This is a genomic window from Klebsiella sp. NPDC088457 (assembly GCF_044900465.1).
Taxonomy (GTDB): domain Bacteria; phylum Pseudomonadota; class Gammaproteobacteria; order Enterobacterales; family Enterobacteriaceae; genus Klebsiella.
In genome coordinates this window covers 25345-39346 of sequence record NZ_JBJDNH010000023.1, presented here as the reverse complement: position 1 = coordinate 39346, position 14002 = coordinate 25345, and the positions used below count along the sequence as shown (strand labels likewise).

Annotated in this window: 13 protein-coding genes and 2 pseudogenes; 7 read left to right on the top strand and 8 right to left on the bottom strand. The window is 56.0% G+C overall.

The annotated features are described in order from the left end of the window. Positions 1-31: 31 nt before the first annotated feature. A complete protein-coding gene (gene zipA / locus ACI2JR_RS15910) occupies positions 32-1060 on the bottom strand; it encodes a cell division protein ZipA (RefSeq protein ID WP_462478958.1) in 1029 nt (342 codons plus the stop codon). Between the two features lie 231 nt (positions 1061-1291). On the opposite strand from zipA, the gene cysZ reads away from it, so the two are divergent. The 5 genes from cysZ to crr all read left to right on the top strand — a co-directional run bounded on the left by cysZ (position 1292) and on the right by crr (position 6178). Continuing rightward, positions 1292-2053: a sulfate transporter CysZ gene (cysZ, locus tag ACI2JR_RS15905; protein ID WP_462478957.1), complete on the top strand. Its 762-nt coding sequence runs from the start codon at positions 1292-1294 to the stop codon at positions 2051-2053. Between the two features lie 192 nt (positions 2054-2245). Continuing rightward, positions 2246-3217 (top strand): cysteine synthase A, encoded by a 972-nt coding sequence (cysK, locus tag ACI2JR_RS15900; protein WP_132725897.1) that lies wholly within the window; start codon positions 2246-2248, stop codon positions 3215-3217. 379 nt (positions 3218-3596) lie between these two features. Continuing rightward, on the top strand, positions 3597-3854 hold the full coding sequence (ptsH, locus tag ACI2JR_RS15895; RefSeq protein ID WP_000487600.1) for a phosphocarrier protein Hpr: 258 nt from the start codon (positions 3597-3599) through the stop codon (positions 3852-3854). A 44-nt stretch (positions 3855-3898) separates the two neighbouring features. Continuing rightward, positions 3899-5626 (top strand): phosphoenolpyruvate-protein phosphotransferase PtsI, encoded by a 1728-nt coding sequence (ptsI, locus tag ACI2JR_RS15890; protein ID WP_462478956.1) that lies wholly within the window; start codon positions 3899-3901, stop codon positions 5624-5626. Positions 5627-5668: 42 nt separating this feature from the next. After that, positions 5669-6178, top strand: coding sequence for a PTS glucose transporter subunit IIA (gene crr / locus ACI2JR_RS15885; RefSeq protein ID WP_003861316.1), 510 nt, complete (start codon positions 5669-5671; stop codon positions 6176-6178). A 40-nt stretch (positions 6179-6218) separates the two neighbouring features. On the opposite strand, the pseudogene ACI2JR_RS15880 reads toward crr, so the two are convergent. Both ACI2JR_RS15880 and pdxK read right to left on the bottom strand, forming a co-directional pair. Next, positions 6219-6424, bottom strand: a pseudogene (locus ACI2JR_RS15880) (cytoplasmic protein). Continuing rightward, the gene (gene pdxK, locus ACI2JR_RS15875; protein WP_462478955.1) at positions 6421-7287 is read right to left on the bottom strand and encodes a pyridoxine/pyridoxal/pyridoxamine kinase; all 867 of its coding nucleotides are present in this window, start codon (positions 7285-7287) and stop codon (positions 6421-6423) included. The pseudogene ACI2JR_RS15880 and the gene pdxK overlap by 4 nt, the downstream one beginning before the upstream one ends. Before the next feature lie 82 nt (positions 7288-7369). Between pdxK and ptsJ the strand changes: the two genes are divergently transcribed. Together ptsJ and ACI2JR_RS15865 are read left to right on the top strand one after the other, a co-directional pair. After that, positions 7370-8665, top strand: coding sequence for a transcriptional regulator PtsJ (gene ptsJ / locus ACI2JR_RS15870; protein ID WP_462478954.1), 1296 nt, complete (start codon positions 7370-7372; stop codon positions 8663-8665). A 123-nt stretch (positions 8666-8788) separates the two neighbouring features. Beyond that, positions 8789-9015, top strand: a pseudogene (locus tag ACI2JR_RS15865) (hypothetical protein). A gap of 29 nt (positions 9016-9044) precedes the next feature. On the opposite strand, the gene cysM reads toward ACI2JR_RS15865, so the two are convergent. The 5 genes from cysM to ACI2JR_RS15840 form a co-directional block, all read right to left on the bottom strand. Then, positions 9045-9956 carry a cysteine synthase CysM gene (cysM, locus tag ACI2JR_RS15860; protein WP_132725909.1) on the bottom strand — a complete coding sequence of 304 codons (912 nt, stop codon included), beginning with the start codon at positions 9954-9956 and terminating at the stop codon, positions 9045-9047. Between the two features lie 137 nt (positions 9957-10093). Further along, positions 10094-11188, bottom strand: coding sequence for a sulfate/thiosulfate ABC transporter ATP-binding protein CysA (cysA, locus tag ACI2JR_RS15855; RefSeq protein ID WP_132725912.1), 1095 nt, complete (start codon positions 11186-11188; stop codon positions 10094-10096). Beyond that, positions 11178-12053, bottom strand: a complete 876-nt coding sequence (gene cysW, locus ACI2JR_RS15850) for a sulfate/thiosulfate ABC transporter permease CysW (RefSeq protein WP_462478953.1) — start codon at positions 12051-12053, stop codon at positions 11178-11180. Before cysW ends, cysA begins: the two co-directional genes overlap by 11 nt. Continuing rightward, complete coding sequence (gene cysT / locus ACI2JR_RS15845) at positions 12053-12886, bottom strand: sulfate/thiosulfate ABC transporter permease CysT (protein ID WP_462478952.1); 834 nt, start codon at positions 12884-12886, stop codon at positions 12053-12055. Before cysT ends, cysW begins: the two co-directional genes overlap by 1 nt. Then, on the bottom strand, positions 12886-13902 hold the full coding sequence (locus ACI2JR_RS15840; protein WP_132725917.1) for a sulfate ABC transporter substrate-binding protein: 1017 nt from the start codon (positions 13900-13902) through the stop codon (positions 12886-12888). Before ACI2JR_RS15840 ends, cysT begins: the two co-directional genes overlap by 1 nt. Between the last annotated feature and the right edge of the window lie 100 nt (positions 13903-14002).

Below are 14002 nucleotides of genomic sequence, written 5' to 3'. Positions count from 1 at the left end.
GGATTGGTAGACGAAACGCCAGGGGAATAAATCAGGCGTTAGCCTCTTTCACTTCACGAATACGATCTTGATATTCGCGTAGTTTTTGCGGAGTCATCATCCGACGCTGATCGTCCAGCACCACGCCACCCACTTCATCGGCGATGTACTGTGCGGATTGCAGCATCAGTTTAAAGTTCTGCAGCTCATCACCAAACGACGGCACCTGCATAAAGATAGTAACGCCCGGAGTCGTCATATCGGCCATGCCGTCCGGATTGAAGGTACCCGGTTTAACCATATTCGCCAGGCTAAACAGAACCGGGCCGCTACCGTCCGGGCTGAGATGACGATGGAAAATATTCATATCGCCAAATTTAAAGCCCGCCTGCTGGATGCTGTTGATCAGCACTTCACCGTTGATCTGAGTACCCTGGTGCGCGGAGACATTCATGACAATGACCGTCTCTTTGCGCTCTTTCGGCGGTGGCGCCGGCTGCTGCGGTTCAGCGGCCCGCGGTTCAGGCGCAGGCTGCTGCTGCGCGGAGGCAGGTTGCTGTGGGGCAGCGGGCTGCGGTGGCTGTACCTGAGCTGGCTGCTGAACCACCGGCTGCTGAGGTGGCTGCGACGGCTGCTGATACTGCGGGGGCACAGGCTGCTGTTGTGGCGCAGGCTGCTGCGGCGCAACATGCTGCGGTGGCTGCTGCACCTGAGGTTGTTGAACCTGAGGCTGCACAGGCGGCTGCCGTACCGACTCTTCCGGGCGAACGGGCTGCTGCTGCACCTGACGTTCGTAAGGAGGCTGATACTGGTGCTGCGGCGCCTGACGCGGTGCTTCTTGCTCTACGCCATTGGGGGCATGGTTCACCCGGTGAACGCGAACTTCACCTACGCCTTCAACATCGTCATCAAAATCATCGCTCTCAGACTCTTCGTCATCGCGAGACTTCATACGTTTCATTGGGCGATCGCGAAACATCGAGGAACGTTCTTTACGGCTGGTCCAGAAACCGTGTACCAGTAAAGCGATTATGGCGATCGCGCCAACAATGATTAATATCAGACGCAAATCCTGCATCATTATATTCTCTGTTGTTCTAACACCTTGCCACCACGGCAAACATTTACTTACTAAGAGTATTTGCCGATTACGTCGAGTGCAAGTGCGTCTACCGCTTTCACTACATAAAGATGAACTAAATCGTGCTTTTTGCTGTTTTTTCGAACATTTCCTAACTGGTTATTGTCTGACAACCCGATAAAATAAGCGGGCATTCACTCTGAATGTCAAAAAAAGGAGCATCGCCTGACCATGGTTTCAACATCCGCATCTACCCCGCGTAGCGGCGTCTACTATTTTTCGCAGGGCTGGAAACTGATCGGGTTGCCGGGAATTCGTCGTTACGTATTCCTGCCTTTATTCGTCAACATCATCCTGATGGGCGGCGCCTTCTGGTGGCTGTTTACCCGTCTTGATAGCTGGATCCCATCTTTGATGAGCCACGTCCCCGACTGGTTACAGTGGCTGAACTACCTGCTTTGGTCAATGGTGGTCCTGTCGATCCTGTTAGTGTTCGGCTACTTCTTCTCGACCCTTGCCAACTGGATTGCCGCCCCCTTTAGCGGCCTGCTGGCAGAGCAGCTGGAAGCCCGGCTGACCGGCGCTACGCCTCCGGATGTCGGCGTATTTGGCATCATGAAAGATGTGCCGCGTATTATGAAGCGCGAATGGCAGAAGTTTGCCTGGTATCTGCCGCGCGCGATCGTCCTGCTGATACTCTATTTTATTCCCGGTATCGGGCAGACCCTGGCACCGGTGCTGTGGTTCCTGTTTAGCGCGTGGATGCTGGCGATTCAGTACTGCGACTATCCGTTCGACAACCACAAGGTGCCGTTTAAAACCATGCGCGAGGCGCTGCGTTCGCGTAAAGTCACCAATATGCAGTTTGGCGCTCTGACCAGCCTGTTTACCATGATCCCGGTGCTGAATCTGGTGATTCTGCCGGTGGCCATTTGCGGCGCCACGGCGATGTGGGTTGATTGCTACCGCGGTAAACACGCAATGTGGAAATAGCGCCCTCTCCCCCTCCTTAAGATGCTTCAGGCCGCGGCCTGAAGCATAACGGCCATATGCCGATGCTTATTCCTTCTCGCTCACCATTATTTCCCTTCCGAATATAGATATGCTAAATCCTTACTTCCGCATATTCTTTAAGCGGGTATGCTGGAGCCGTACTCCCAAATTTCATACAGTTAAGGACGGGCCATGAGTAAGATTTTTGAAGATAACTCCCTGACTATCGGCCACACGCCGTTAGTACGACTGAACCGAATCGGTAACGGACGCATCCTGGCAAAGGTTGAATCACGCAACCCGAGCTTTAGCGTGAAATGCCGTATCGGTGCCAATATGATTTGGGATGCCGAAAAACGTGGCGTGCTGAAACCGGGCGTCGAGCTGGTAGAACCGACCAGCGGCAATACCGGCATCGCCCTCGCCTACGTCGCGGCAGCGCGTGGTTACAAGCTGACGCTGACCATGCCGGAAACCATGAGCATCGAACGCCGTAAACTGCTGAAGGCGCTGGGGGCGAACCTGGTGCTGACAGAAGGCGCGAAAGGCATGAAAGGCGCCATTCAGAAAGCCGAAGAAATCGTTGCCAGCGACCCGGAAAAATTTCTCCTGCTGCAGCAATTTAGCAACCCGGCCAACCCGGAAATTCATGAAAAGACCACCGGTCCGGAAATCTGGGAAGATACCGACGGTCAGGTTGATGTCTTTATCTCCGGCGTCGGCACCGGTGGTACGTTGACCGGCGTGAGCCGCTACATCAAAGGCACCAAAGGCAAAAAAGATCTGATCACCGTTGCGGTCGAACCTACCGACTCACCGGTTATCGCCCAGGCGCTGGCAGGCGAAGAGCTCAAACCAGGCCCGCACAAAATTCAGGGTATCGGCGCAGGCTTTATTCCTGGCAACCTCGATCTGAAGCTGGTCGATAAAGTTGTCGCCATCACCAACGAAGAAGCGATCTCCACCGCGCGTCGTCTGATGGATGAAGAAGGCATTCTGGCAGGCATCTCTTCCGGGGCCGCCGTCGCCGCGGCGCTGAAGCTGCAGGAAGATGAGGCCTTTACCAATAAGAATATTGTGGTTATCCTACCTTCTTCAGGTGAGCGTTATTTAAGCACAGCCCTGTTTGCCGATCTCTTTACCGAGAAAGAATTGCAACAGTGATGCCAGCTAGTCAGCATCGTGTAAAAAAGCACCTTTTTAGGTGCTTTTTTGTGGCATAGGTCAAAGTTTTACCCCTCCTGGCATTGATTCACCGCGTAGGGTCTGGTATTTAACCAGCACATTTATTTTGATGCGCGAAATTATTCAAAATCGGATTTCCATAAGCTGAATCGATTTTATGATTTGGTTCAAGTCTTCCTTTCGCGGCATAATGTTTAATGACGTGCCAGACGTCAACGGCCAGATGGTCTTCACAGCGAACACGCTGCTGACACCTTAGCCAGACACGTAACGCCGGCGCTAACAATACAGGCTAAAGCCTCGCCGTTAGGCTAGACTTTAGGTCCACAACACTAAACCTATAAGTTGGGGAAATATAATGTTCCAGCAAGAAGTTACCATTACCGCTCCGAACGGTCTGCACACCCGCCCTGCTGCTCAGTTTGTTAAAGAAGCGAAAGGCTTCACTTCTGAGATCACTGTGACCTCCAACGGCAAAAGCGCCAGCGCCAAAAGCCTGTTCAAACTGCAAACTCTGGGTCTGACTCAGGGTACCGTAGTCACCATCTCCGCGGAAGGCGAAGATGAGCAGAAAGCAGTTGAGCATCTGGTAAAACTGATGGCTGAACTCGAATAAGTTCACGGGTTCTTTTTAATATCAGTCACAAGTAAGGTAGGGTTATGATTTCAGGCATTTTAGCATCCCCGGGTATCGCTTTCGGTAAGGCACTCCTGCTGAAAGAAGACGAAATTGTCATCGACCGGAAGAAAATTTCTGCCGATAAGGTTGATCAGGAAGTCGAGCGTTTCCTGAGCGGCCGCACCAAGGCCTCCGCCCAGCTGGAGGTCATCAAAACCAAAGCTGGTGAAACTTTCGGTGAAGAAAAAGAAGCCATCTTCGAAGGGCACATCATGCTGCTGGAAGATGAGGAGCTTGAGCAGGAAATCATAGCCCTGATTAAAGATAAGCACATGACTGCCGACGCGGCGGCCAATGAAGTTATCGAAGGTCAGGCCACCGCCCTGGAAGAGCTGGATGATGAATACCTGAAAGAACGTGCGGCTGACGTACGTGACATTGGTAAGCGCCTGCTGCGCAACATCCTTGGTCTGGCTATCATCGATCTGAGCGCGATTCAGGACGAAGTGATCCTGGTTGCCGCCGATCTCACCCCGTCAGAAACGGCGCAGCTGAACCTGAATAAGGTGCTGGGCTTTATCACCGACGCCGGTGGCCGTACTTCCCACACCTCTATCATGGCGCGCTCCCTTGAGCTGCCGGCCATCGTCGGCACCGGTAGCGTGACGTCGCAGGTGAAAAACGGCGATTATCTGGTCCTCGACGCGGTTAACAACCAGGTTCTGGTTAACCCAGACAATGAGCAAATCGAAGAGCTGCGTAAACTGCAGGCTCAGGTTGCGGAAGAAAAAGCGGAACTGGCTAAGCTGAAAGATCTGCCGGCGATTACGCTGGACGGACATCAGGTTGAAGTCTGCGCCAACATCGGTACCGTACGCGACGTCGATGGCGCTGAGCGCAACGGCGCAGAAGGCGTAGGTCTGTACCGTACTGAATTCCTGTTCATGGACCGCGACGCGCTGCCGACTGAAGAAGAACAGTTCGCCGCTTATAAAGCGGTTGCCGAAGCGTGCGGCTCTCAGGCCGTTATCGTTCGCACCATGGACATCGGCGGCGATAAAGAACTGCCGTACATGAACTTCCCGAAAGAAGAGAACCCGTTCCTCGGCTGGCGTGCCGTGCGTATCGCGATGGACCGCAAAGAGATTCTGCGTGACCAGGTTCGCGCCATCCTGCGCGCCTCTGCTTTCGGTAAACTGCGCATCATGTTCCCGATGATCATCTCTGTTGAAGAAGTGCGTGCACTGAAGAAAGAGATTGAGATCTATAAGCAGGAACTGCGCGATGAAGGCAAAGCCTTCGACGAAACCATCGAAGTGGGCGTGATGGTTGAAACACCGGCCGCCGCAACGATTGCGCGCCATTTAGCCAAAGAAGTAGATTTCTTTAGTATCGGCACCAATGATTTAACACAATATACTCTGGCAGTTGACCGTGGTAATGATATGATCTCACATCTTTACCAGCCAATGTCGCCGTCTGTTCTGACGCTGATTAAGCAAGTTATTGATGCTTCTCACGCCGAAGGCAAATGGACTGGCATGTGCGGTGAGCTTGCGGGCGATGAACGTGCTACACTTCTGTTGCTGGGTATGGGGCTGGACGAATTCTCTATGAGCGCCATTTCCATCCCGCGTATCAAGAAGATTATTCGTAACACGAACTTCGAAGATGCGAAAGTATTAGCAGAGCAGGCTCTTGCTCAACCGACAACGGACGAGTTAATGACGCTGGTTAACAAGTTCATTGAAGAAAAAACAATCTGCTAATCCACGAGATGCGCGGCCCAAATTACTGCTTAGGAGAAGATCATGGGTTTGTTCGATAAATTGAAATCTCTGGTTTCTGATGACAAAAAAGACTCCGGAACTATTGAGATTGTTGCTCCGCTCTCTGGCGAGATCGTCAACATCGAAGACGTGCCGGATGTGGTTTTTGCGGAAAAAATTGTGGGTGATGGCATTGCCATCAAACCTACCGGCAACAAAATGGTTGCGCCGGTAGATGGTACCATCGGTAAAATCTTTGAAACCAACCATGCATTCTCTATTGAATCTGATAGCGGCATTGAGCTGTTTGTTCACTTCGGTATTGATACCGTTGAGCTGAAAGGCGAAGGCTTCAAACGCATCGCCGAAGAAGGTCAGCGCGTGAAAGTGGGTGACCCGGTCATTGAATTCGATCTGCCGCTGCTGGAAGAGAAAGCCAAGTCTACCCTGACTCCGGTTGTTATCTCCAACATGGACGAGATCAAAGAGCTGATCAAACTGTCCGGTAGCGTAACCGTGGGTGAAACGCCGGTTATTCGCATCAAGAAGTAATTCTTGCCGCAGAAAAATGGCGCCTGATGGCGCCATTTTTTTATCTTGCCGATTTCAGCGGCCGATAGCACTTCTTCTGTGACTGCCCCTTCATCCCCTGCGGGCTAGTTTCCAGAATCCGCCGCTTACCTGCTGCGACCAGCAAATCCCCCGGCCCCCTGGCATCTTCCGGCGCCTTATTGCCGGTGGTAGCAACATGCTCAACGACTCGTCCTTTTGGCGAGCCGCTAACCGATGGCGCTTTATGCTGTCACCGACGGCGGCGGCAGGATCAGTTCATCGCAACCCTGTGCACGGGTCCAGGTCATGACCGCCAGCACGCGCTGCGCCGCAGCGTGCGTCGCCTCACCCAACGCCAGGCCCGAAAGCAATCCGCTGATAAGCTCGGCGCAAAACAGGTCACCGGTCCCCTTCAGTTCCGTTTCGACCCGCGGATGGACCACCACCTCAACCGAATCTACCGTCACCACCAGCACGTTAATAGTCGCGCTGTCCATTCCCGGCGCGCTGGTGATCACCACCCATTTCAGCGAATCAGATAGCAGGCTGCGCGCGGCAATAATCGCCTCCTGCTGATTACGGCAGGAGAGCCCGCTCAACGTTTCCAGTTCGAACAGATTTGGGGTAATGCCCTGCGCCAGCGGCAGCAGGTGGGTCCGATAAGCCGCCGGTATTTCCGCCTTCACGTACATCCCGCTATCCACATCGCCAATCACCGGGTCGACAAGGATACACAGCTGCGGATGAGATTCGCGGATCCTGCGTAGCCACTGCGCCAGACGCGCGATCTGGACCGCGCTGCCCATATACCCGGTGGTCACCGCCCGCAGCTCCCGCAGCGCATCGCGCTCCTCCAGAGCCTGCAGATAACCCACAAACCACGCCTCCGGAATCACGCCGCCGTAGAACGTATCGTAGTGCGGCGTATTACTGAACAACACCGTTGGTACGGCCATCACCCGCAGTCCATGCTGCTTAATTGCCGGTACGGCAATACTATTGCCGACGCTGCCATACACCACCTGCGATTGCACGGCGACGATATCGACCTGCAACGCCCGGCTCTTATCGTTGAAGAGCACCGATTGTATTTCGTCTTGTTGGCCCATCCCTTCTCCCCCCGCTGGACAGCGGGTCATACTCTGATTATCATTCGTCCTATGCTAAATTTCATTTTGTCATAGGTCAATAATGATCGACGGAAAAACCGCCAGTGAGATCTTTGATAACATCCGCCATCTGGTGCAGAGCGGCGCGTTAAAACCTGGAGAAACGTTGCCGCCGGTAAGGGAACTGGCCGCTAAACTAATGGTGAACCGCAACACCGTCGCCGCGGCCTACAAGCGGCTGGTGAGCTCCGGGCTGGCCATCAGTCAGGGGCGCAACGGCACGGCGATCAAAGCAATAAACAGGCCGCAAGCGCTGGAAGGGGGCGATCCTTCTTCCCCGCTGAAGGATATTTCCGGCGGGAATCCCGATCCTCAGCGCCTGCCGGATCTCAGCCGCTATCTGCCGATGCTAACCCCCCCTCCACGGCTCTACGGCGACGCCATCGTTGAGCCACAGCTGGCCCGCTGGGCGCAAAACTGGATCCACCAGGATCTGGGCATTGATGCCGATATCAATCTGACCAACGGCGCTATCGACGCGCTGGAACGACTGCTTTGCGCTCTGCTTCTGCCCGGCGACGGCGTGGCCGTCGAGGACCCGTGTTTCCTCAGCAGTATGCATATGCTGCGCTACGCCGGGTTTACCCCCTGCCCGGTCGCGGTCGACAATGAGGGAATGCAGCCCGCCGAACTGGAAATGGCCCTGCGCAACGGCGCGCGGGCGGTGATTCTGACCCCACGGGCGCATAATCCTACCGGCTGTAGCCTCAGCCAGGCCCGGGCGGCGGCCATTCGCCAGATCCTGGCCCGCTATCCGCAGGTGCTGGTGATTATGGACGACCACTTTGCCCTGCTATCCGCCATGCCCTGGCACTCGCCGCTTCCCGCCACCGCTCAACGCTGGGCGTTGGTACGCTCAATGTCAAAAGCGCTGGGGCCGGATCTGCGCCTGGCGTTTGTCGCCAGCGATAGCACCACCTCGGCGGCGCTGCGTCTGCGGCTCAATGCCGGCAGCCAGTGGGTCAGCCACCTGTTGCAGGATTTAGCCTTTGCCTGCCTGAATGATAGCGCCTTTGTGGCCTCGCTGGCGGCGAGCCAGCGCCATTATCGCCGGCAGAATGAAAAACTGGCCGCGGCCCTGCTCCGACACGGTTTTAGCCCCTTGCCCCCGGGGGATGGCCTCAGCTTCTGGCTACCGTTACAGGAATCGAGCCAACCGGTCGCCCTGCGTTTAGCCCGCGCCGGTTGGTTAGTCCGCGAAGGTGAAGCGTTCGGCATCCGCACGCCGGCGCATGGACTACGGCTCTCGACCGGAGCGCTGGACGACGACGAAATTGACCAGCTGGCCAATGATTTACGCCTTGTACTACCCCCATAACAGGAACCGCGCCATTTGACCGTCCACGAACTTTTCCGGGATTAACGCGAGACGAACCTGAAACGGTAGACATTCCTCAATAATCCGCTCGCCAGCTCCCTACGCTGACCCCGGAGGCTCTTGATGGTCAACCCGCAGTTAAAAGCCGTTATTGAAGCCTGCGATCGCGCTATTTCGCCGGAGGACTATGTCACCTTAATGGAATATTACGCTGACGACGCCGTGCTGGTGGTGAAACCCGGCTGGATATTCCGACGCCGGAGGGCGGAATAACACAGGTCACGCGCCGCGCAACCTATGTCTTTCGCCTGCAGGGCCAGCGCTGGCTATGCACCATCGATAACTCCTAGCGCACCGACCTGCTGGCCCCGCCTGAGGTTTAGATACCCGCCCCCTGGCTGAAATGCTCTTCGCCGAAGACCCCGGTAGACAGGTAGCGATCGCCGCGATCGCAGACGATCGCCACCACCACCGCGCCGGGGTTTTCCCGCGCAATGCGTAACGCCCCCGCCACCGCGCCGCCGGAGCTGACGCCACAAAAAATACCTTCCCGCACCGCCAGCATACGCATGGTGTTTTCCGCATCCCGCTGGTGAATATCGAGTACCGCGTCGACCAGCGAAGCATTAAATATCCCCGGCATATATTCTGCCGGCCAGCGGCGAATTCCGGGAATGCTGCTGCCCTCCTCCGGCTGCAGCCCCACGATGCTCACCGCTTTATCCTGTTCGCGCAGGAAGCGAGATACGCCGGTAATCGTACCGGTGGTGCCCATACTGGAGACAAAATGGCTGATTCGTCCTGCGGTCTGCTGCCAGATTTCCGGCCCGGTAGTGGTGTAATGCGCGTAGGGGTTATCCGGATTATTGAACTGATCCAGTAACTTACCTTCGCCGCGCTGCGCCATTTCCGCCGCCAGATCGCGTGCGCCTTCCATCCCCTGCTCTTTGCTGACCAGAATCAGTTCGGCGCCGTAGGCCAGCATCGCTGCCCGGCGCTCCTGGCTCATGTTATCCGGCATCAGGAGCTTCATCTGGTAGCCTTTCAACGCCGCAATCATCGCCAGCGCGATGCCGGTATTGCCGCTGGTGGCTTCAATCAGCACGTCGCCGGGTTTGATTTCACCGCGCTTTTCGGCTTCCACGATCATCGAAAGCGCGGCGCGATCCTTAACCGAACCCGCCGGGTTGTTGCCCTCCAGTTTGACCCAGATTTCACTACCGTTATCCGGCCCCAGCCGTTGCAATTTCACCAGAGGAGTATTGCCGATGGTTTGTTCTAATGTATTCACGGTTTTGACCCAATAAAAAGGCCGGGTAGATTGTGCTTACCCGGCCTGCAACCATCCCGGATGACGGCGCATCACGCCCTGTCCGGATTACCAAACCCTGCCGTTGCGTTCACGGCGATAAACTGGAGATTAAGCTATCAGGCCGATTCAGCCAGAGCAAGCTCCTCACGCGGTTCGATACGCTCATTGCCGTTATACAAGCGCGCATTCTGTAAGCCGACGAACAGCCGTTCGCCGCGATACGGCGCGTCATCGCCCGGAAGAACCACGGTCAGCGGTTCGTCATACCAGCCCAGAGGCTGCACGACCAGCTGGGTGTAGTGTCCTTTCGGACTGGCTTCCAGAACCTGCACCGGCAGCGGTGAGTCCAGACTGGTGCGGCGGCTGATGTCAACTTCCCACGGGCGCAGGAACAGGTCTACGGGCCCCTGATAAGACGGGGTATAACCTAACGGCCAGCGGTGCGCGCCAACATGAAACTGGCCGCCGCGAATAGTGCCTTTCAGGCGGTTAACCTCCCCCATAAACTCCAGCACGAAGCGGGTGGACGGCTCGCGCCAGACCTGTTCCGGCGCATCGGCCTGTTCAATATTGCCCTGGCTCATTACCACCACCCGGTTCGCGACTTCCATCGCCTCCTCCTGGTCGTGGGTGACAAACACGCTGGTAAACTTCAGCTCTTCATGCAGCTGACGCAGCCAGCGACGCAGCTCTTTCCGCACTTGGGCATCCAGCGCGCCGAAAGGTTCGTCAAGCAGCAGAATTTGCGGCTCCACCGCCAGCGCACGCGCTAACGCCACGCGCTGTTTCTGCCCGCCGGAAAGCTGGGCCGGGTAACGATCCGCAAGATGCGCCAGCTGCACCATTTCCAGCAGCCGGGTCACTTTGGCCTTAATGCCCGCCGCGTTCGGGCGTTCACGACGCGGCAGTACCGACAGGCCAAAGGCGATGTTTTCAAATACCGTCATATGACGGAACAGGGCGTAGTGCTGGAAGACGAAACCCACTTTACGGTCGCGCGCGTGCACCCGGCTCACATCAGTACCGTGGAAACGAATATGGCCGCTGGTTTGATTCTCCAGGCCGGCGATGATCCGCAGCAGCGTGGTTTTCCCGGAGCCGGATGGCCCCAGCAGCGCAACCATCTGCCCGGAAGGGATATCCAGAGAGATATCATTCAGCACCTGGGTGCGACCAAACGACTTCTTAATATTGGCAATCTCAATGCTCATGATTTCCCTCCTGTTGCGCGCGTTTTTCCTGATTGGCCAGGTGCCATTGCAACATACTCTTTAAAAACAGGGTCAAAATAGCCATTAACGTCAGCAGGGCTGCGGCGGTAAAGGAACCCACGGTGTTGTAGTCCTGCTCCAGTAATTCAATTTGCAGCGGCAGTGACAGGGTTTCGCCGCGAATCGATCCCGACACGACCGATACCGCGCCAAACTCACCGATGGCGCGCGCGTTGGTCAGCACCACGCCGTACAGCAGCGCCCAGCGGATATTCGGCAAGGTAACCCGACGGAACATCTGCCAGCCGGACGCGCCGAGCAGAATCGCCGCTTCATCTTCCTGACTGCCCTGGCTCATCATCACCGGCACCAGCTCACGCACCACAAACGGACAGGTGACGAAGATAGTCGCCAGCACCATGCCCGGCCAGGCAAACATAATTTGCAGGTTATGCTCGTCCAGCCAACCGCCAAGCGGGCCGTTGGAGCCGTAAAACAGCAGATATACCAGACCCGCCACGACCGGCGAGACGGCGAAAGGAATATCCAGCAGCGTCAGCAGCAGCTGGCGCCCCGGGAAGTTAAAGCGCGTCACCAGCCACGCCAGCAGCGTGCCGAAGATCAGGTTTACCGGCACGGTAATCAAGGCGATCATCACCGTCAGCCAGATAGCGTGCAGCATGTCCGGGTCGGCAAGGTTGTGCAGGACCGGCATCAGCCCTTTGCCAAAGGCCTGAACAAAGATATACACCATCGGCACGATCAGAATGAAGGCGGAAACCAGCATTCCGGTACCAATCAGAAACCATTTCCCCCAGTTGATGCGGGGGGCATCGTAACGCTTCAATTGAGTAACTTCCGCCATTAGTGACCTACCACACGTCGACCAAAGCGACTTTGCAGGGTGTTGATGGAAAACAGCAGCAGCAGCGAGGCCGCAAGGATCACCGAGGCAATCGCGCTCGCCGCCGGGTAATCAAACTCCTGCAGACGCACGAAAATCATCAGCGAGGTCACTTCGGTTTTCCACGCAATATTACCGGCGATGAAAATCACCGCGCCAAACTCGCCAAGGCTGCGGGTAAACGACAGCGCAATCCCGGCCAGCAGCGCCGGAGAGAGTTCGGGCAGCACCACTTTGCGAAAGCTCTGCAGACGCGTGGCGCCAAGCGTTTCCGCCGCTTCTTCATACTCCGGACCCAGCTCTTCCAGTACCGGCTGTACGGTGCGCACCACGAACGGAATACTGGTAAACGCCATCGCCACCGCGATCCCAAGCCAGGTATAGGTCACCTTGATATCAAACTGCGCCAGGCACTCGCCGTAAAAGCCGTTAACCGAAAACAGCGAAGCCAGCGTCAGGCCCGCAACCGCCGTCGGCAGCGCAAACGGCAGATCCATCAGCGCATCAAGCAGCGTACGACCCGGAAAGCGGTAGCGCGTCAGGATCCAGGCCATCAGCAGGCCAAATACGCCGTTAAAAATTGAGGCAACAAACGCTGACAGCAGCGTTACTTTATAGGCGGCCACCACCTGCGGGTTGGTGACCACATCCCAGTACTGCCCCCAGGTCATCTGCGCCAGCTGCATTACCAGCGCGCTAAGGGGTAACAACAGAATCAAACAGACAAACAGCAGGCTGGTGCCGAGACTCAGGGTAAAGCCCGGCAGCACGCGCTTAGACGCAGCAGCAAACATTACTTACGCCCCGCCGCCAGCAGTTTGTCCAGCTCACCGCCGCTGGCAAAGTGCGTTTTCATCACCTGCGGCCAGGAGCCAAACTGGTCTTCCACGCGGAACAGATCCACCTGTGGGAATTTATCTTTTAACGTATCCATCACCGCCGGGTTGTTCACCCGGTAGTAGTAGTCGGTAATGATGGTCTGCGCCTGCGGGCTGTAGAGCCAGTTCAGATAGGCTTTCGCCGCTTTTTCGGTGCCGTTGGCTTTGACGTTTTTATCCACCCACGCGACCGGGAACTCCGCCAGGATATTGACCTTCGGCACCACCACTTCAAAACCCTGCGCTTCATACTGTTTGCGGATGTTGTTCACTTCCGATTCAAAGCTAATCAGCACGTCGCCCAGCCCGCGTTCGGCAAAGGTAGTGGTCGCTCCGCGGCCGCCGGTATCAAACACTTCCACGTTTTTCAGGAAGCGGGTCATAAACTGTTCGGTTTTGGCTTTATCGCCGCCGTCGGATTTATCCGCCGCGCCCCACGCCGCCAGATAGGTATAACGCGCGTTACCCGAGGTTTTCGGATTCGGGAACACCAGCTTGACGTCCGGACGCGCCAGATCGCTCCATTCGTGAATGTTCTTCGGGTTGCCCTTACGCACCAGGAACGCCATGGTGGAATAGAACGGCGAGCTGTTGTTCGGCAGACGGGCCTGCCAGTCGGCAGGAATCAGATTGCCTTTGTCATGCAGAATCTGCACGTCGGTGACCTGGTTGTAGGTCACCACATCAGCCTTTAAGCCCTGCAGTATCGCCAGCGCTTGCTTAGATGAGCCGGCATGGGACTGTTTAATGGTCAGCGTATCGCCGGCATTATCTTTCGCCCACTGCTGCTCAAACGGCGGGTTAAGGGCGGCAAACAGCTCGCGGGAGACATCGTAAGAACTGTTCAGCAATTCAGTCGCCTGAGCCTGCGCAACCAGCAGCACAGAAGCCGCCAGCGCCAGATATCCTTTGTTCAGTGATTTAACGGCCATTGCGCACCCTTATTAATTTGATGACTTTCTTATAGCCATAATATTTATAACGAGTGTGAAAGGAGTAACGGTTTTATATACCGTTTGGCGATTTGGAAGT

Bases quoted from the DNA above. Each gene is read 5' to 3' on its own strand.
- zipA (WP_462478958.1), bottom strand. From the start codon at position 1,060: ATGATGCAGGATTTGCGTCTGATATTAATCATTGTTGGCGCGATCGCC.
- cysZ (WP_462478957.1), top strand. From the start codon at position 1,292: ATGGTTTCAACATCCGCATCTACCCCGCGTAGCGGCGTCTACTATTTT.
- cysK (WP_132725897.1), top strand. From the start codon at position 2,246: ATGAGTAAGATTTTTGAAGATAACTCCCTGACTATCGGCCACACGCCG.
- ptsH (WP_000487600.1), top strand. From the start codon at position 3,597: ATGTTCCAGCAAGAAGTTACCATTACCGCTCCGAACGGTCTGCACACC.
- ptsI (WP_462478956.1), top strand. From the start codon at position 3,899: ATGATTTCAGGCATTTTAGCATCCCCGGGTATCGCTTTCGGTAAGGCA.
- crr (WP_003861316.1), top strand. From the start codon at position 5,669: ATGGGTTTGTTCGATAAATTGAAATCTCTGGTTTCTGATGACAAAAAA.
- pdxK (WP_462478955.1), bottom strand. From the start codon at position 7,287: ATGGGCCAACAAGACGAAATACAATCGGTGCTCTTCAACGATAAGAGC.
- ptsJ (WP_462478954.1), top strand. From the start codon at position 7,370: ATGATCGACGGAAAAACCGCCAGTGAGATCTTTGATAACATCCGCCAT.
- cysA (WP_132725912.1), bottom strand. From the start codon at position 11,188: ATGAGCATTGAGATTGCCAATATTAAGAAGTCGTTTGGTCGCACCCAG.
- cysW (WP_462478953.1), bottom strand. From the start codon at position 12,053: ATGGCGGAAGTTACTCAATTGAAGCGTTACGATGCCCCCCGCATCAAC.
- cysT (WP_462478952.1), bottom strand. From the start codon at position 12,886: ATGTTTGCTGCTGCGTCTAAGCGCGTGCTGCCGGGCTTTACCCTGAGT.
- ACI2JR_RS15840 (WP_132725917.1), bottom strand. From the start codon at position 13,902: ATGGCCGTTAAATCACTGAACAAAGGATATCTGGCGCTGGCGGCTTCT.